This is a genomic window from Streptomyces phaeoluteigriseus (assembly GCF_001896135.2).
In the GTDB taxonomy this organism is placed as follows: domain Bacteria; phylum Actinomycetota; class Actinomycetes; order Streptomycetales; family Streptomycetaceae; genus Streptomyces; species Streptomyces phaeoluteigriseus.
Map to the genome: position 1 here is coordinate 297,024 of NZ_MPOH02000009.1, position 18,014 is coordinate 315,037.

Annotated in this window: 13 protein-coding genes and 1 pseudogene; 3 read left to right on the forward strand and 11 right to left on the reverse strand. The window is 73.6% G+C overall.

Translation table 11 applies throughout. The annotated features are described in order from the left end of the window. Window positions 1–37: 37 nt before the first annotated feature. The 5 genes and pseudogenes from BM536_RS09075 to miaA all read right to left on the reverse strand — a co-directional run bounded on the left by BM536_RS09075 (window position 38) and on the right by miaA (window position 6,736). On the reverse strand, window positions 38–1,471 hold the full coding sequence (locus BM536_RS09075; protein ID WP_245873401.1) for a M1 family metallopeptidase: 1,434 nt from the start codon (window positions 1,469–1,471) through the stop codon (window positions 38–40). Between the two features lie 213 nt (window positions 1,472–1,684). Next, window positions 1,685–3,857 (reverse strand): annotated as a pseudogene (locus tag BM536_RS09080) (RelA/SpoT family protein). Window positions 3,858–4,154: 297 nt separating this feature from the next. Further along, on the reverse strand, window positions 4,155–5,024 hold the full coding sequence (dapF, locus tag BM536_RS09085) for a diaminopimelate epimerase (protein ID WP_094102785.1): 870 nt from the start codon (window positions 5,022–5,024) through the stop codon (window positions 4,155–4,157). A 71-nt stretch (window positions 5,025–5,095) separates the two neighbouring features. After that, window positions 5,096–5,689 carry an ICP22 family protein gene (locus BM536_RS09090; protein ID WP_073491636.1) on the reverse strand — a complete coding sequence of 198 codons (594 nt, stop codon included), beginning with the start codon at window positions 5,687–5,689 and terminating at the stop codon, window positions 5,096–5,098. Window positions 5,690–5,797: 108 nt separating this feature from the next. Continuing rightward, complete coding sequence (gene miaA / locus BM536_RS09095; RefSeq protein ID WP_073491637.1) at window positions 5,798–6,736, reverse strand: tRNA (adenosine(37)-N6)-dimethylallyltransferase MiaA; 939 nt, start codon at window positions 6,734–6,736, stop codon at window positions 5,798–5,800. A gap of 191 nt (window positions 6,737–6,927) precedes the next feature. On the opposite strand from miaA, the gene BM536_RS09100 reads away from it, so the two are divergent. Continuing rightward, complete coding sequence (locus tag BM536_RS09100; RefSeq protein WP_245873335.1) at window positions 6,928–7,188, forward strand: hypothetical protein; 261 nt, start codon at window positions 6,928–6,930, stop codon at window positions 7,186–7,188. A 24-nt stretch (window positions 7,189–7,212) separates the two neighbouring features. Next, on the forward strand, window positions 7,213–7,482 hold the full coding sequence (locus tag BM536_RS09105; protein ID WP_073491639.1) for an antitoxin: 270 nt from the start codon (window positions 7,213–7,215) through the stop codon (window positions 7,480–7,482). A 174-nt stretch (window positions 7,483–7,656) separates the two neighbouring features. Here BM536_RS09105 and BM536_RS09110 read toward each other — a convergent pair whose 3' ends face one another. The 4 genes from BM536_RS09110 to BM536_RS09125 form a co-directional block, all read right to left on the reverse strand. Further along, window positions 7,657–8,373 carry a class III extradiol dioxygenase subunit B-like domain-containing protein gene (locus BM536_RS09110; protein ID WP_094102786.1) on the reverse strand — a complete coding sequence of 239 codons (717 nt, stop codon included), beginning with the start codon at window positions 8,371–8,373 and terminating at the stop codon, window positions 7,657–7,659. 75 nt (window positions 8,374–8,448) lie between these two features. Next, window positions 8,449–9,978: a tRNA (N6-isopentenyl adenosine(37)-C2)-methylthiotransferase MiaB gene (gene miaB, locus BM536_RS09115; RefSeq protein ID WP_211362852.1), complete on the reverse strand. Its 1,530-nt coding sequence runs from the start codon at window positions 9,976–9,978 to the stop codon at window positions 8,449–8,451. A gap of 112 nt (window positions 9,979–10,090) precedes the next feature. Further along, window positions 10,091–10,600, reverse strand: a complete 510-nt coding sequence (locus tag BM536_RS09120) for a hypothetical protein (protein ID WP_143650864.1) — start codon at window positions 10,598–10,600, stop codon at window positions 10,091–10,093. Between the two features lie 433 nt (window positions 10,601–11,033). Continuing rightward, window positions 11,034–11,417: a hypothetical protein gene (locus BM536_RS09125; protein WP_073491642.1), complete on the reverse strand. Its 384-nt coding sequence runs from the start codon at window positions 11,415–11,417 to the stop codon at window positions 11,034–11,036. Between the two features lie 3,842 nt (window positions 11,418–15,259). On the opposite strand from BM536_RS09125, the gene BM536_RS09130 reads away from it, so the two are divergent. Next, the gene (locus tag BM536_RS09130) at window positions 15,260–16,060 is read left to right on the forward strand and encodes a CHAT domain-containing protein (RefSeq protein ID WP_245873337.1); all 801 of its coding nucleotides are present in this window, start codon (window positions 15,260–15,262) and stop codon (window positions 16,058–16,060) included. Window positions 16,061–16,098: 38 nt separating this feature from the next. On the opposite strand, the gene BM536_RS09135 is transcribed toward BM536_RS09130, so the two are convergent. Both BM536_RS09135 and BM536_RS09140 read right to left on the reverse strand, forming a co-directional pair. Then, window positions 16,099–16,770 (reverse strand): response regulator, encoded by a 672-nt coding sequence (locus BM536_RS09135; protein ID WP_094102789.1) that lies wholly within the window; start codon window positions 16,768–16,770, stop codon window positions 16,099–16,101. Between the two features lie 76 nt (window positions 16,771–16,846). After that, entirely contained in the window at window positions 16,847–17,815 is a 969-nt protein-coding gene (locus tag BM536_RS09140; RefSeq protein ID WP_094102790.1) for a sensor histidine kinase, read from the reverse strand. Window positions 17,816–18,014: the final 199 nt, after the last annotated feature.

Genomic DNA, 18,014 nt, shown 5'->3' on the forward strand with positions numbered 1-18,014 from the left:
ACGATGGTCGCACGGCACGGCCCGTCTCGTCATCGCCTTATTCGGCAGCCTTGACGGCGGGCGCGACCGGCTTCCACTCCGGGTGGCCCGGCATCGGCGGGGTCTTCTCGTCGTACAGCCAGTGCTGGAAGAAACTCCCGAGGTCACGGCCGGCGACCTTGCCGGCGAGGCGGACGAAGTCGGCCGTGCTCGCGGAGGCGTCGCGGTGGTCGGTCAGCCAGGTCCGCTCCAGCCGGTCGAAGGCCTCCTCGCCGATCTCCTCGCGCAGGGCGAACAGCACGAGGGCCGCGCCGTCGTAGACGTTGGCGCGGAAGATGCCGATCTTCTGGCCGGGCGCGGGCGGCTTCGGGGCGCCGGGCGGGCCGCCCGCCGTGCGCCAGCGGTCGGAGGCGCCGTACGCCGCCTTCATACGCGCCTCCAGGGTGCGGTCGGCGTTCCTCTCCTGCGCGTACAGGGCCTCGTACCAGGTGGCGTGTCCTTCGTTGAGCCACAGGTCGGACCAGGTGCGCGGGCTGACGCTGTTGCCGAACCACTGGTGCGCCAGCTCGTGCACCATGATCGACTCGACGTACCACTCGGGGTAGCCGGGTTCGGTGAACAGGCCCTTCTCGAAGAGGGAGAGGGTCTGCGTCTCGAGTTCGAAGCCGGTGACGGTGTCGGCGACGAGTACACCGTAGGTCTCGAAGGGGTAGGGACCGACCTTGCTCTCCATCCAGGCGATCTGGTCGGGGGTCTTCTTCAGCCACGGTTCCAGGACCTCTCGGTCCTTGGTGGGGACGACGTCCCGCACGGGCAGTCCGTGCGGTCCCTCGCGGCGCAGGACGGCGGAACGGCCGATGGAGACCTGGGCGAGTTCGGTGGCCATCGGGTGCAGGGTGCGGTACGTCCATGTCGTCGCGCGGCCCGCCCGCTCGACGTCGGTCGGCAGGCCGTTGGCGACGGCCGTGTAGCCGTTGGGCGCGGTGACCCGGACGGTGAACATGGCCTTGTCGGAGGGGTGGTCGTTGCACGGGAACACCAGGTGGGCGGCGTCGGCCTGGTTGGCCATGGCGAGGCCGTCCGCGGTCCGCAGCCAGCCGCCGTCCCGGCCCTCGGTGCTCACCGGATCGCTGGTGTGCCGCACGGTGACGCGCATCCAGTCACCGCGGGGCAGCGGGTCGGCCGGCGTGATCACCAGGTCCTCACCGGCGGTGGCGAAGGCGGCGGTCTCCCCGTCGACCTCGACCGACTGGACGTCGCCGTGGGCGAAGTCGAGGTTGATCCGGTCCAGGGTGGCGGTGGTCCAGCCGTCGATCGTGGTGACCGCCTGGAGCGGCTTGGTGTTGCTTCCGGAGTACGTGAGGGCGAGGTCGTACGACGCCACGTCGTAGCCCGGGTTGCCCAGGTGCGGGAAGAGACGGTCGCCGACGCCGAGCGGGGTGGGCGGGGCGCCCGCTGCTACGAGGCAGACGGAGACGGCCGAGGCGAGCAGGGCTGAGGCGAGGCCGCGGGAGCGGGCTGTACGGGGCCGACGGGTGCCGGCGCCGTCCCGGTGGGCCCGGGGGCGGGGGGGAGAGCAGCATGCACCACGGCTACCAGCGCGCCCCGCCCGTACGGCGCCGACGCGCGACCGGCCCACCCGAACGGGTTGCCCACGCGCGCGTGCGCTGACGGACGCGGCCGGAAAGGGCCCCGGAGCCGCGTCTCAGAAGGGTGGTGCCTGGTGGTGCGCGCGGCCCACGTCGTACACGCCGGGCACGTCGCGCATGGCGCGGATCAGGGTGGGCAGCCGGCCCGCGTCGGGGAGCTGGACGGTGTAGGTATGGCGTACCCGCTGCTGGCTGGGCGGTTCGACGGTCGCGGAGACGATCTCGGCGCCTTCCAGGGCCATCGCCTCGGTGAGGTCGGCCAGCAGATGGGGGCGGCCGAACGATTCGGCGAAGAGGGTGACCCGGCACTCGGTGGTGTCCCCCCAGCGCACGTCGACCGCCGCGCGCCCCGCCTCCGCCATGCGCTTCACGGCGTCACATTCCACGCGGTGCACGGTCACCACTCCCCCGCGTACGGCGAAGCCGGTGACCTCGTCGGCCGGTACGGGCGTGCAGCACCCGGCGAGCCTGACTCCGGCGTCGGGCCGGTCCACGACGGTGATCGCGGCGCCGGGGCGAGGTGCGGGAGCGTCGGGGCGGGGTGCGGGGCGTCGGGCGCGGGTCGAGGCGCGATGCCGTCGGACGGGGGCTGGGCGGGGCCGGTGTTCGTGTCGTCGGTCCCTGGGGCCGGGCCGTCCGTGCCCGGGTGCGCCGCCAGCCAGCGTTGGATGGCGATGCGGGCGGCGGGGGTGTGGGCGTGCTCCAGCCATTCCCTGGAGGGCTCGGAGGCGGGGTCCTGGCCCATCAGGAGCTGGACGGTGTCGCCGTCCCGCAGCACGGTGCTCAGGGTCGCCAGGCGGCCGTTGACACGGGCGCCGAGGCAGGCGTGGGCGTCCTCGCCGTACTGCGCGTACGCGGCGTCCACGCAGGTGGCACCGTCGGGCAGGCCGAGGGCGCGCCGTCGGGGCGGAAGACGGTGATCTCTCGGTCCTGGGCGAGGTCCTCGCGCAGGGTGGACCAGAACGTGTCCGGGTCGGGGGCGGCCTCCTGCCAGTCGAGGAGGCGGGAGAGCCATCCGGGACGGGTGGGGTCGACGCGCTCGCCGTCGGGCGCGGTCTGCTCCTCCGGAGGGGCTGCGTACGGGTTGCCCAGCGCGACGACTCCGGCCTCGGCGACCTTGTGCATCTGGTGCGTGCGGATGAGGACTTCGGCGACCTGGCCGTCGTCACGGGCGACGGCCGTGTGCAGCGACTGGTAGAGGTTGAACTTGGGGACGGCGATGAAGTCCTTGAACTCCGAGACCACGGGCGTCATACAGGTGTGCAGCTCGCCGAGGACCGCGTAACAGTCCGCGTCCTCGTTGACGAGGACGAGGAGGCGGCCGAAGTCGGAGCCGCGCAGTCGTCCGCGTTTGCGGGCGGTGCGGTGCAGGGAGACGAAGTGGCGCGGCCGGATGAGGACTTCGGCCTGGATGTCGGCGTCGCGCAGCACCGCGCGCATCGCGTCGGCGAACTCGGCGAGGGGGTCGTCCGCGCGCGAGGCGTTCTCGACGATCAGCTCGCGCGTGTACGCGTACTCCTCCGGGTGCAGGATCGCGAAGACCAGGTCTTCCAGCTCGGTCTTGAGGGCCTGCACGCCGAGGCGTTCGGCGAGCGGGATGAGGACGTCGCGGGTCACCTTGGCGATGCGTTCCTGTTTCTCGGGGCGCATCACGCCGAGGGTGCGCATGTTGTGCAGCCGGTCGGCGAGTTTGATCGACATCACGCGGACGTCGTTGCCCGTGGCGACGAGCATCTTGCGGAAGGTCTCGGGTTCGGCGGCGGCGCCGTAGTCGACCTTCTCCAACTTCGTGACACCGTCGACGAGATAGCGCACCTCGGCACCGAACTCGTCACCCACCTGATCGAGCGTCACATCGGTGTCCTCCACGGTGTCGTGGAGCAGCGAGGCCGTCAACGTGGTCGTCTCGGCGCCTAGTTCGGCCAGGATGAGCGTCACCGCGAGCGGGTGCGTGATGTACGGCTCGCCGCTCTTGCGCATCTGACCGCGGTGGGAGGACTCCGCGAGCACATAGGCGCGGCGCAGCGGTTCGAGGTCGGCGTCCGGATGGTGGAAGCGGTGGGACTCGACCACGTGGCCGATGGCGTCGGGCAGCCTGCCGCGGGAGGCGGGGCCCAGCAGGGCCGCCCGGCCCAGGCGGCGCAGGTCGATCCGGGGGCGGCTGCGCCTGCGGGGCGCGGCAGGCACTACCGGGCCTGGGGTCGCGGGGTTCGTGGCCTCCGCACTCATGGGCACCTCCGGCTGCGTGGACCGGCGGACGGGGTGCCCCAGGGCGGACACGGCTCAGGGGGCTGGCAACAGTCCCCGTCCGGGCCGGTGCTTGATGCTACCGAGCCCATCACGCCCGACCGACCGCCTCTCGCCGAGCGTGAAACGGATCACCCATTCGAGCGATGCTCTCGAGGTTTACGGTTTTGCGCCGTCCGAGCCAGGTCGGTCTTGATTTCGAACTCACAGCCGTGGGTCCGGCGGCACTCCTGTGCCTGCCGGGGGGCCGATGCCTGCGATGCGCAACCGCCCCTCGTGTCAGCGGACGGCGTTTTCCAGCCACTCGGGATCGATCTCGCCTTCGGCGACGATCACCGCCGGGCCGGTCATCTCGATCTCGCCGTCGGGACGCTCGGTGATCACCAATCGGCCGCCGGGGACATCCACGGTGTACGTCGCCGGACTGCCGGTGACGGACGGGTCGGCGCCGTCCCGGCGGGCGGCGGCCACGGCGACGGCGCACGCGCCCGTGCCGCACGAGCGGGTCTCGCCGGAGCCGCGCTCGTGCACGCGGAGCGCGACGTGCCGCGGGCCGCGGTCGACGACGAACTCGACGTTGACCCCGTCCGGGTAGGCGGAGGCCGGGCTGACGGGCGGCGGGGCGTGCAGGTCGCCCGCGTGCGCCAGGTCGTCGACGAAGGCGACGGCGTGCGGGTTGCCCATGTTCACGTTCCGCGCGGGCCAGCTGCGCTCACCGACGCTCACCCTGACGTCCCCTTCGGGGAGGCGCGCACTGCCCATGGCGACGGTGATGTCGCCGTCCTTGGCGAGGTGCACGCCCTTCACGCCCGCGCGCGTGGCGATCGCGAGGTCGCCCTCGGCGACGAGGCCGGCGTGCCGGAGGTAGCGGGCGAAGACCCGGACGCCGTTGCCGCACATCTCGGCGATCGAGCCGTCGCCGTTGCGATAGTCCATGAACCACTCGGCCTCGGCCGCCATGGCCTTCGCCTCGGGGTGCGCGGCGGAGCGCACGACGTGCAGCAGGCCGTCCCCGCCGATGCCCGCGCGGCGGTCGCACAGGGCGGCTACGGCTGCCGGGGGGAGGTCGACGGCGTTCTCGGGGTCCGGGACGATCACGAAGTCGTTCTCGGTGCCGTGCCCCTTGAGGAAGGCGATCCGCGTGCTCATCCCTCGATCGTACGGGGTGGGTACGACAGTCCCGTCCGGAGGCGACGTGGGACAGGGGACGCGCGCAGGGCCTAACGGAGCCGCGCGACCCGCCAGACGGCGAGGACCACGACCGCGGCGACCAGCACGACGTAGGCGAGGACGACCCGCCAGTCGGGGCGGCGGCCGGAGCCGCGCTGGGGCAGGCCGGGCCAGGTGTGTCCGACGCGGCGGGCGGCCATCATGCCCCAGCCCGCCGCGCAGGAGCAGATCAGCAGGCCCAGCATGGCGATCACGGCCCCGCTGTCGCCGAAGTCGAAGGCGAGCGGGAAGGCGAACATCAGGGAGCCCGTCGCGGCCAGGGCGACGATCGGGGCGAGCTGCCAGATCCGCAGCCGGCGCTGGGGGCGCAGCTCGACCTCGACCTCCGGGCCGCCGGCGAACATCTCCTCCGGCTCGGGCCCGTCGGCGGTCACGCCTTCCTCGACGTCGTCCGTGTCCTCGATGCCGTCCGGGCCGTCGATGCCGTTCGAGGCGTCGACTTCGTCGGAGGCGTCGACGTCGTTCGAGGCGTCGAAGTCGTCCGGTCCGTCGGAACCCGGACGGCCTTCCACGGGCTCCGGTTCACCCCGCTCGGGGGTGACGTGCTCGGTGCCTTGTGCGGTGTCGCGAGGGCTGGCCTCCATCGCCACGCGCCCTCCCAACTCGGACTCCACTTGGTCGATCGAAGCTCGATGATGGCATGGTGCCGGAGGCCCGGATGACGGCCTGAGCGTCCCGATGCCATGACGTGATCAGGCTGTGACCGGTCGTTCGACCAACGCCAGCGCGAGCTGCGGAAGTTCCGTGAGGTCCGCCGCGGCCCCACTCAGCCAGTGCACCCGCGGATCGCGCCTGAACCACGAATCCTGACGGCGCGCGAAGCGTTTCGTGGCACGGACGGTCTCCGTGCGCGCCTCCTCGTCGGTGCACTCACCGGCCAGCGCGGCGAGGACCTGCTGGTAGCCGAGCGCCCGGGAGGCCGTACGCCCCTCGCGCAGGCCTTGCGCCTCCAGCGCGCGCACCTCGTCCACGAGCCCCGCGTCCCACATCCGGTCGACGCGGCGGGCGATGCGCTCGTCGAGTTCGGGGCGGGCCACGTCGACGCCGATCTGGACCGTGTCGTAGACGGAGTCGTGCCCCGGCAGATTGGCCGTGAAGGGCTTCCCGGTGATCTCGATCACTTCGAGGGCGCGGACGATGCGGCGGCCGTTGCTCGGCAGGATCGCCTGCGCCGCCTCGGGGTCCGCGGCGGCCAGGCGGGCGTGCAGCGCGCCCGAGCCGCGCAGTGTCAGCTCGTCCTCCAGCCGGGCCCGGACCTCGGGGTCGGTGCCGGGGAACTCCAGGTTGTCGACGGCGCCGCGGACGTACAGCCCTGAGCCGCCGACGAGGACCGGCCAGCGACCCTCGGCGAGCAGGGCGTCGATGCGGGCGCGGGCCAGCCGCTGGTACTCGGCGACCGAGGCGGTGACGGTGATGTCCCAGATGTCGAGGAGGTGGTGCGGGACTCCGCCGCGTTCCTCGGGCGTCAGCTTGGCGGTGCCGATGTCCATCCCACAGTAGAGCTGCATGGAGTCGGCGTTGACGACCTCGCCGCCGAGCCGTTGGGCCAGAAAAACGCCCAGATCGGACTTTCCGGCCGCGGTCGGTCCGACGACGGCGATGACGCGGGGGGCGGGGGGTGCGCTGCTCACCGGACCAGTCTCCCAAACGTCACACCGTGCCCTCGAACGAGTTAGGTGACGGGACTCGCCCCCGGTCGTTGCCCGTTGCGAGACTTCCGTCGCCCGTTCACGGGGCGGCGCGTCCCGGTGACGCAAACGGACGCACCGGGCTACGCGGGATTTCGCCCGCACGAGTACCGTATGGAGTGAATATGGGCGTTATGGCACGGCTTTTCCGTAGGTCGAAGGCCGCACAGCAAGCGGCCACGGACGAGACGGTCACGGAGGAGACGGTCACGGAGGAGACGGTTACGCAGGACGCGGCCGTGCGGGAGACGACGGCCACCACCGGGACATCGACCGGTTCGCCCGAGGGCGGCACCGGGGCGGAGGAATCCGCCGAGGACGGTGTCGGTATCCCGCGGCAGCAGTCGTCCGGGGAGACCGTCGAGAGTGAGGCCGGCAAGAGCGCCCGCACCTGACGGACCCGCTAGGGAAGGTGACCCATGGGTCTCTTGAACAACCTGAAGGCCAAGCTCAGCCCTGCCAAGGACAAGGTCTCCGGCCTCGCGCAACAGCACGGGGACAAGATCCAGCACGGGATCGACAAGGCCGCCCACGTCGTCGACGAGAGGACGAAGGGCAAGTACTCGGACAAGATCGAATCGGGCACCGGCAAGGCCAAGGGCGCGGTCGACCGACTCGCGCACAAGGACGAGCCGGGGGCGGCCGGCGACACGTTCACGCCCCCGAGCACGCCTCCGCCGACGTCCTGAGCGACGACAGGCAACGGCGGCCCGAGCGACGACGGGCAGCCGCGGCCTGAGCCACGGCGGGCAACCGCGGGATCGAACGACGGACGGCCACCGGGCGCGAAACGCCCGCGGCCGTCCGCCGTTCCGTTCCCGGACGTTCTTCCGGACCATCCCGGAAGCCCTTCCGGTCCAGGACTACGACCAGGCCGCGACCACGTACCCGACGCCGTACGGCGCTGCCTCGTACAGCAGGGTGCCGGACAGGACGGCGTCCTCCGCCGCGCCCGCGAGCACCTGCCAGGGGGCCCGGCCGGCCGCCATCAGCTCGCGGGCCAGTTCGGCGTCGAGCCCCTTGATCGCCGCGAGGTCGGCGGCGCCGAGCGCCCGCGCGACCGCCGTGTCGAAAGGCACCGCGCGTTCGTCGAGGTAGCCCGGCGCCTTCAGCGTGCGGCACGCGCTCGCGTCGCCCATCACCAGCAGCGCCACCCGACCGGGCTGGGCACCGATCTCCCGTCCGACCTCGGCACACCGCTCCGGCGCCAGGGGCTCCCCCACGCCGACTCCCTCGACCGGGGCACCCGACCAGCGGGCCCGCTCCAGCAGCCAGGCGCCGACGGCGAGGGAGGGCGGCAGCTCGCGCTCGGACACCGTGTCCCCGCCCGGCCGGCCGAGCCGTACGGCGAGGTCAACGCCGAAGCCGCGGAACGAACCGGGCGTGCCCTCGGGGTGCGTGCCCCGCCCGGCCTCATCGGCGGGGCCGATGACCACGAGCCGGTCCGGCCGGGCGGCGGCGAGCACCGCGAGCGCGTCCGAGCAGGCGGTACGCGCGGCGTCCAGCTCGGGTGCGGCACCCGCGGCCACCTCGGGCACGAGCAGGGGCGGACAGGGACAGACTGCGGCGGCGACAAGCATGATCGGCAGGGTAACCCCGAGGCGCGCACGCGCGCGCGGCGGCACCGGCCTGCGGCCCGGGCGGAAGCGCCCCGGTCAGTCGGAGCCGCAACCGCTTCCGGTGGCCACCGGGAGCGGGGCCGGAACGCCGACCCCGGGCAGGCCCAGCATGACGCCGGCCGGCTTGGCCGCCTTCTCCGCGGTGCGCTTCTCCCAGGCGTCCCCCGCGCGCGTGCGGCGCACGCCGAGAACCTGGCCCTCGGCGAGCAGGTGGTGCGGGGCGGCGTAGGTGATCTCGACCGTGACGACGTCGCCGGGGCGGACTTCCTGTTCCGGCTTGGTGAAGTGCACCAGGCGGTTGTCGGCGGCGCGGCCGGAGAGGCGGTGGGTGGCACCGTCCTTGCGGCCCTCGCCCTCGGCCACCATCAGCTCCAGGGTGCGGCCGACCTGCTTCTTGTTCTCCTCCCAGGAGATCTCCTCCTGGAGGGCGACGAGACGCTCGTAGCGCGCCTGGACGACCGCCTTCGGGATCTGGTTCTCCATGGTGGCGGCCGGGGTGCCGGGCCGCTTGGAGTACTGGAAGGTGAACGCCTGGGCGAACCGGGCCTCGCGCACCACGTGCAGGGTCTGCTCGAAGTCCTCCTCGGTCTCGCCGGGGAAGCCCACGATGATGTCGGTGGTGATCGCGGCGTGCGGGATGGCCGCGCGGACGTTCTCGATGATCGCCAGGTAGCGCTCCTGGCGGTAGGAGCGGCGCATCGCCTTGAGGACGGTGTCCGAGCCGGACTGGAGCGGCATGTGCAGCTGCGGCATCACGTTCGGCGTCTCGGCCATGGCGGCGATGACGTCGTCGGTGAAGTCGCGCGGGTGCGGCGAGGTGAACCGCACGCGCTCGAGGCCCTCGATCGTCCCGCACGCGCGCAGGAGCTTGCTGAAGGCCTCACGGTCGCCGATGTCGGAGCCGTACGCGTTGACGTTCTGGCCGAGCAGCGTGATCTCGCTGACGCCCTCGCCCACCAGGGCCTCGATCTCGGCGAGGATGTCGCCGGTACGGCGGTCCTTCTCCTTGCCGCGCAGGGCCGGGACGATGCAGAAGGTGCAGGTGTTGTTGCAGCCGACGGAGATCGACACCCAGGCCGCGTAGGCGCTCTCGCGGCGCGTGGGCAGGGTCGAGGGGAACGCCTCCAGGGACTCGGCGATCTCGACCTGCGCCTCTTCCTGCACGCGCGCGCGTTCCAGCAGGACCGGGAGCTTGCCGATGTTGTGGGTGCCGAAGACGACGTCGACCCAGGGGGCCTTCTTCACGATGGTGTCGCGGTCCTTCTGCGCCAGGCAGCCGCCGACCGCGATCTGCATGCCGGGCCGCGACGCCTTCTTCGGCGCGAGGCGGCCGAGGTTGCCGTACAGCCGGTTGTCGGCGTTCTCCCGCACCGCGCACGTGTTGAAGACGACGACGTCCGCGTCGCCGTCCGACCCCTCGGGGGCGCGCACGTACCCGGCGTCCTCGAGCAGCCCGGACAAGCGCTCGGAGTCGTGGACGTTCATCTGGCACCCGTAGGTGCGAATCTCGTAGCTCTTGGGTGCGGGGACGTCCACTGCGAGGCTCCGGTCGCTGCTGCTGGTCATGCCTCAAGGGTAGGCGGTCCCGGGGAGACCCCTGCGCGGTGCTTCGGGGCCCCACCTGCCCGGTGCTCCCCTGCTCCGGCGTGCTTGCGGGCCTCCGGCCGGGAGGCGGCGGTCAGGCGGGCGGCGGCGGAGCCGTCCGTTGCAGCGCGACGACCGCCTCGGCCGTGTGGCACAGCCCGTCCGCCGCCCGGCGCAGGGACCGCCAGGAGACCAGCCAGAGGACGATCCCGCCGAGGCCCGCGGGCCACCACCAGATGCCGACGGCGGTGAACGCGACGCTCCAGACAAGGGCCTCGCAGGCCGCCTGGTAGGCGTCGCGGGCCTCGCCCAGCGCGGCGCGGGAGGCGTCCGGCACTTCGAGGAGCAGCCTGGTCCACTCGCCGGGGAGGTCGGTTCCCGTCTCCACCCTGGCGCTCTGCTCGGCGGCGCGGAGCCGGTCGCCCGACCAGGTCGGGGAGGTGGGCCTGAGCGGTGCGGCACGGGCCCTGCGGGCGTCGAGCCGGGCGGCGCGCAGTTCGTGGCCGCCGCGCGGGCCCGTACGGCCTCCCTGCCGATCTCCTGGGGCGGGGTCCAGCGGCGGACCCGCCACCGGGTGAGCCGCCGGGCCAGGGACGCCAGCCACCAGGGCCAGGCACCGGCGGCCAGCGCGCCGACCCCGCCCGCGCCGAGGGGCACCGCCAGCGCGACGGCCACCGCCGCCAGTACGACGAGCAGCAGCGTGGCGGCGCCGTCGGCGGTGAGCCCGCCGTTCAGCGGCAGGGCTCCGGCGATCCGGTCGCGGGCCAGTCCCACGTCGTCCCACTTGCGGTGGCCGAGCCGCCCGCCTCCCACGACGGCCACTACGACGAACAGCAGGGCGGGCAGCAGCCGCCGCAGGAACCATCCGTCGGGGATGCGCCTCTGGAGTTCGAGAAGCAGTGCCACCGTCTCAGCCCGTCCCCCGTGTCTTGCCGTGCGTCAGTGTCTTGCCGTGCGTCAGTGTCTTGGGCGTCCTGGGTGTCCTGCCGTGCATCCGCGGCGCCGTGCCGTGCGCTCGCACCCCCGTGCCCCCGCCGTCAGTCCACGCGTCTCATCGGGCCGTCCGCCAGGGTGCAGAGACCCGTGCCGGGGCCGCTCTCCTCGTGCAGGTCGACGCGTGCGCAGCGTCCCGTGGGGCAGACCCAGCCGGTCGACCGCGGCACGGGGGCGGACGGCCAGTCGCCCACGCCCATGGTGGAACGCAGGCCGAGTCCGCCGGGGATCCCGGCCGTCTCGGCCGCGTCGTGCAACGCGCGTACGGCGTCCCGCCAGGACTGCGCGGACGGGTCGCCGTCGCGGACGACCGCGAACGGGTCGTCCCAGCGGGCGGGGCCGATCAGCTCGCGCAGTGCGCCGGCATTGCGGCACAGGTAAGCGACGGCATCGTCGTACAGCCTCTGTGCCTTCGCACCGTGCCCCACTGCGCCCCCTGACGATCCGGAAAACACTCTCGTCCGACGTGGAATCAAAGCACCATAGGACGAATGACGGAACTTCATGAGCACGTCGTGGCCCGTCTGATGGCGGCGCAGAACAGCCGTGACCCCGCGCCTCTGCGCGAGCCGGAGGCGGTCGCCGACGCGCTCTCGCTGCTGCGGGCGGCGGCGCCCTCACCCGAGGGGGCCGTCGACCTCGACGCGGTCGCCGCGGTCTTCTGGACGTTCTGGTTCCGGCACCTGGGCCCCGACGATCCGGACATCCAGCAGAACATGACGATCGCCGTCAGTTCCTTCGGCTTCCTGCGGCGGCGCGCGCCGGAGGACGTCCGGTTCCCGCCGGTCCTGGAGGAGGCGTACGACCCGGCCGATCCGACCCTGGACGCCCGGTTCGCCTATCTCGTCAGCTCGGCCCACGGCGAGCTGCTCCAGAGAGGCGACCTGCCCGACTCCGACCGGCGGGCCGCCCTGGAGCGCGCGCTGGCCTGGTCGGAGACGGCCCGGAGTCTGTTGTCCGAGGAGCACGAGGGCTTCGTGGAGCTGACGCTGCACGCCCTCGACATCGAGCTGTTCCGGTTCCGCACGGACGCGGAGCCGGACGCGCTCGCCGCCGCGGCCCGGCACGCGCGGACGGTGTGCGAGCGGCTGCCCGGCCTCGGCCCCGACGTACTCGGCCCGGCCACCGCCGACGCGGCCGCCCTCGCCCTGAGGACGGTCGTGGACGCGTCCCGGCTGCTGGGTGAGCCCGGACTCGCCGAGGTCGAACGGCTGGTGGCGGCGGCCCCCGACGGCACGCTCGACCCGGAGGGCGCGGAGGGCCTGCACTTCCTGCGCGCGCTGCACGCCCAGCCGGCGGCCTGGCCGGGCCAGCTGGACCTCCAGATCGGGGCGGCGGTCGCCGAGGCGGGGGCACAGGAGCACGACGCGGGCCGCATCGCCTGCGCCGTACGACGGCTGCGCGCGGCTCTCGGACACACCCCGGCCGGTCATCCGGCCCACCTGGCCGTCACGGTGGCCCTGAGCGAGGCGCTCGCCTCTTTCGCCGAGGAACGGGACGACGAGGCTGCCGCGCGCGAGGCGGTGGCCGTCCTGGACGCCGTCGACTCGGCCACGTTGAGCGACGCCGACCGGGAGCGTCTCGAACTGGTGCGTGGCTTACGTCGGCTGATGGCCGGTCAGGACGGCGCGCGAGCAGGCGGTGAGGACGACATCGGGGCGTCGCTCGGACCGCTGCTCGACCGGCTCAGGGACGGTTCCGCACGGCGCGGCGAGGCCCCGGACATCGCCCTGGAGACCCTCGCCATCGTGTCGTCGCTCTCCGGTGGCGGCTCGGACGGCAAGGCGGCAGGCATGTCGCCAGGCGCGTCGGCCGGCCACGCGGACGGTGTCTCCGACGGCATCTCCGACGAACGGATCGCCCGGTATCGAGCCGCGCTGGCCGCGGTTCCCGCCGACGCGCCGCAGCGGTACGCGTGCGTGGCCGTACTGGCCGCACTCACCGGGCTGCGGGCCGAGCGGCTGCGGGAGTCCGGCTCCGCCCGTGCCGCCGACCGGCTCGACGCGGACGCTCGCGCTCTGATCGAGGAGGTGACGGCCACCGCTCCCCCGGACGGGCAGGCACTGCCCGTCCTGCTCCGCAAGGGCACCCACGAGGCCGCGCTCGCCATCGCCGCCTCGACCGTCCTCACCGGCGAACCCGACGGCCGCGCCGACCCCGAACTGGCCCGCATGGTGTCCCAGCTGTCCCGCATGGCCGAGGTCAGCCTCGAGGACCCCGAGGACCTCGCCTCCGACATCGCCGTCATGCGGGAACTGCTGGACGGGCTCGACGAGGACGACGTCGAGCAACGCGCCAACCTGTCCGCCGCACTCGGTGGCGCGCTGTCCTCACACGCCGCCCACCTGAGCGATCCCTCCCCACTGGAAGAGGCCGTGCCACTTCTGCGGTACGCCCGCGAGCACGCCGCGGAGCTGCCCCCGACCATCGACGCGGTGCTCGCCCAGGCGCTCACGGTCGTGTCGGCCACCCAGATGGACACGGAGGCCGCGCGCGAGGCCGCCGTACTCCTCGCGACGATGCCGGGGGCGGCGAAGGCGGCGGGCGCACCCGGGGCGACCGATTCATCGGGAGCGGCGGGCGCGGCGGACACGACGGGCTCGTCGCAAGCGGCGGATGCGCACGCCACCTCACCGGACACCGCACCGCACTCCGCCGCGACCGACCTGGCCCAGGCCGTCATGACGGCCCACACCGAACTCCACAACGCCCTCCAGCTCTACCTCTTCGGCCAGGACCCGGGCCAGCTCGACCGGGCCCGCGAGATCGCCCGGCAGATGCGGACCCTCGACCGGGGCACGGTCCAGGCCGGGACACCGGGCACCGGGACGCCGCAGGCCGGCATCCCGGGGCTCGACATGCTGAGCGACGTCCATCTCGACCTGCTGGAGACGGTCGGGCCGGGTGGCGGCCCGAAGAAGGACATCACCGACGACCTGGTCGACCAGTGCCGCCGGAGGTACGCATCGGCCGGCGACCCCCGTACCCGGGTCCTCACCGCGATGACGCTGATGCGCGTGCTGGGCATGCGCGCCCTGGCCCTGCGGGACATCGAACCGGAGCGCGCGCGGGGCCTCGTCGCCGAGGCGGCCCAGCTGGTGGACGCCGTCGCTCCGGAGGCGCCCGCGGGCTGGGCCGACTCCATGCGCCCCTTCGTCGCCATGACCGCCATCGGCGTCACCGGCGGCGGCCGGCTGCCGCCGGTCACCTCGGAGCAGGCTCCCAGCGGGACGCCGTCCGCGACCCCCCTGTCGGGCGCCCTCGAGGCGGTGATGGCGCCGCTGCGCAACCGCCTCGCCGGTGTCGACGACCCCGCCTCGATGCGCGACCCGAGGATTCCGGTCCTCTTCCGGGCACACGGTGAGATCGGGGCCGCGGCGGGCGCGCTGGGCAGGCCCGAGCCGCGGATCGACCTCGCCCTCTCCCATCTCGAAGCGGCCGTGGACGTGCTGCCCGGCATCACCGACCGTGGTAGCGGCCAGGAGTCCGCCGAGCACGGTCTGACCCAGTTCGAGGGGGACATCCGGGGCATCGTCGAGCTGATCCTGGCGGCGGTACTGGTCCGTGACGGCTCCGCCCGGCTCCGGGGGCACATGGAGAGGCTGAAGGAGATCGTCGCCGCGGTGAAGCGCGACGGCCGCCTCCCGGAGGCGCTGCCGGAGCCCTCCGCGGAAGGGCGCAGTGTGACCGGCCCCGACGTCGACCGTGCCGCCGAGCTGCTGGAGCGCGGCCGGGGCCTGCTGCTGTCCCGGCGGATGGAGGCGCGGGCCGACCTCGGCCGGCTGCGGTCGGCCCATCCTGAGCTGGCGGACGAATTCGAACGGTTGACCGATCTGCTCGCCGCCGAGCACGAGCCGGTGGCCCCCGGGGACGCCGAGCGGGACCGGCTCGACAAGCTCCGTACCTCACGGGCCCTCGACGGGCTGGTCGACCGCGTCCGCGACCGGCCCGGCTTCGGCGACTTCCTGCGCCCGCTGGCCGCGGAGCAGTTGCGCGTCCTCGCGGCGGACGGCCCGGTGGTGGTGCTCAACCACGCGCGGCAGCTGTGCCACGCCGTCGTGGTCACGGAACGGTCGATCACCGCCCTGACCCTGGAACCGGAGGCGGAGGAGGTGGCCGGGGCGGCCCGACGACTGCGGGAGGCCGTCGACGTCATCAACGCGCAGGGCGCGTCGAGGAGTTCCCCGGCGAGCTGGTCGGCGCCGGGGCGGAGGTCCGCCGGACGCTGTCCTGGGCCTGGCACCGGGTCGTGCGGCCCGTCCTGGAGCATGTGGGTGCCGCCGATCCCGTGCCCGGAGGCGGCCCGTGGCCGCGGATCTGGTGGGTGCCCACGGGCGCCTTCCACGCCCTGCCGCTGCACGCGGCCCAGTGCACCCGGCCCGACTGCGACCTGCCGGGCTGCGGCGCCGCTCTGGACACCGTGGTGTCGTCGTACGTGCCCGGCTTCCAGACGCTCGCCTACGCGCGTGCCCGGGCGGAACGGCGTGGCCTGGACGCCGACGGGAGCGCACTGCTGGTCGCCGCACCCGAGGAGGAGCTGCCCGGTGTCGCGGCCGCGACCCGCTACGCGGCCGGGCTGCTGGGGGCCGGTGAGCCGCTGATCGGTGACGCCGCGACCCGGGAGGCCGTCCTGGCGGGCCTCGGCGGCGCGGCCTGGGCCCATTTCGGCTGCCACGCGGCGACCGACCCCGCGGCACCGTCCGGTGCCGTGCTGCACCTGCCGAGCGGCGAGTCGCTGCCGGTGCTGGACATCTGCCGCGCGCGGCCGGGTACGGCGCGCCTCGCGTTCCTCGCGGCGTGCGGTACGGCCCGTACCTCCGAGCGGCTCAGCGACGAGGCGATCCACATCACCAGTGCCTTCCTCCTCGCCGGTTTCCCGACCGCCGTCGGCACGCTGTGGGAGATCGACAGCACGCACGCGGACCACGTCACCCGCGACTTCTACGGCCGGGCCGTGGGCGAGTCGGGGCAGGGACCCGCCCTCGCCCTGCACCACAGCGTCCGGGCCCTGCGCGAGCGGATACCGGAACGCCCGCACATCTGGGCCGCGTACGTGCACGCGGGCGCGTGAGCGCGCGTGGACGCACGGGACGCGCCCCGGAGGCGGGGTCAGGGGTCGATCAGGCCCGCCCGGATGGCGTAGCGCGTGAGTTCGAGGCGGTCGCGCATGCCGAGCTTCTGGAGGAGGTTCGCGCGGTGCCGTTCGACGGTCTTGGCACTGATGAAGAGGAGCGTGCCGATCTCCTTCGAGGTGTGCCCCTCGGCGACGAGCTTGAGGATCTCCTCCTCTCGCTCGGTGATGGGCCGGTCGGGGAGCCCGTCCACGTCGCCGCCGCGGTGCAGCCGTTCGAGGTACGACCGCACGAGCGCCCGTTCCGCTCCCGGGTAGATGAACGGCTCGTCGCGCACGGCTGCCCGGCAGGCCTGGACGAGGTCGCGGTCGGCGACGGACTTCAGGACGTACCCTCCCGCCCCGGCCTTGAGGGCCTCGAAGAAGTACTGCTCGTTGTCGTACATGGTGAGGATGAGGATCCGCAGGCCGGGCAGTCGGCGGGAGAGTTCGCGGGCCGCCTGGAGGCCGGTCATCCGGGGCATGGCCACGTCGAGGACGGCCAGGTCGATGTCCCCCGCACGTGCCCGCTCGACGGCCTCGGCCCCGTCGCCCGCCTCCGCCACGACCGTCAGGTCGGGTTCACCGTCCAGGATGAGCCGTACTCCGCGGCGCACGAGGGTGTGGTCGTCGGCGAGGAGCACACGGGTCGGCGCGGACTCGTCGGTCATCGGCGGCCTCCGGGGACGCTGGTGCGGACGGGGTACGGGAGCGACGGAGCCCCGCGCCGACAGGAGCGTACGACCGTCACCGCAGGTCGCCGCCGGGCGGCGGGAGGGCGGCGGGCGCGGTCCGCAGGCGTACGGCCGTCCCGCCGCCGAGTCCGGGGCCGAAGGTGAACGTCGCGCCGATCAGCAGGGCGCGTTCCCGCATGCCCAGGACTCCGGCGCCCTCCCCCGCCGCCGGGCCGGGGCCCCGGCCGTTGTCCCGTACGAGCAGTTCGACGCCGTCGGCGACCGGGCGGAGGCGCAGGTCGGCGCGGTCGGCGCCGGAGTGCCTGGCGGTGTTGGTGAGGGCTTCCTGGGCCACCCGGTAGAGCACCAGTTCGGACTCCTCGGTCAGCGCGGGCAGCCCGGGTCGCACGTCGAGACCGACCGTGAGCCCATGGGTGGTGAACTCCGCGGCGAGCGAACGCAAGGCGCTGACCAGGCCGAGTTCGTCCAGGACGCCGGGGCGCAGACGACGAGCGATACGGCGGATCTCGTCCAGGCCGGCGCGGGTGGCCTCCTGCGCCTGGCCCACCTCGCCGCGGAGGTCGTCGGGGGCCCGGTCCGCGACGCGCTTGAGCTGGAGGAGTACGGCGGTGAGGGTCTGGCCGACCTCGTCGTGCAGTTCGCGGGCGATGCGGTGGCGTTCGCGTTCCTGGGCGGACAGGGCGCGGGCGGCGCTGGTCGCGCGCTCGGCCTCCAGCCGGTCGAGCATGGAGTTGTACGTCCGGATCAGCTCGGCCGTCTCCACCGGACCGCAGACGACGGCACGGGCTCCGGGACGCAGCAGGTCGGCGTCGGTCATGGCCCGGGCGAGCCGCCCGAGCGGGGCCAGTCCGACGCGCAGCACGACGGCGTTGACGGCGAGCAGCGAGGCCAGACCCACCAGGACGACGAACGCCTCGGCCGGCAGAACGGGGGTGGAGACGGTGACCGGACCCAGGAGCAGCGCGGCGGCCACGACCAGGCCGACGGCGTTGAGGGCGAAGATCCGCCGGAACAACGACACGCGCGTGGCTCCTCCTCCCTCGGTTCCCACCGGCCGGTTCCCCTGCGACGGCGAAGCCGTACCCGCCCCGTCCGTCCCGGACCACGGCTCCGCCCGGACCAGCCTCTCCGCCCCGCGCGGCCCTGTCCATCCGTGACGACACCCATGTCGTCACCGTACGGGGGGATGGCAGCATGGCGGGTCGGCACACCGGTGATCG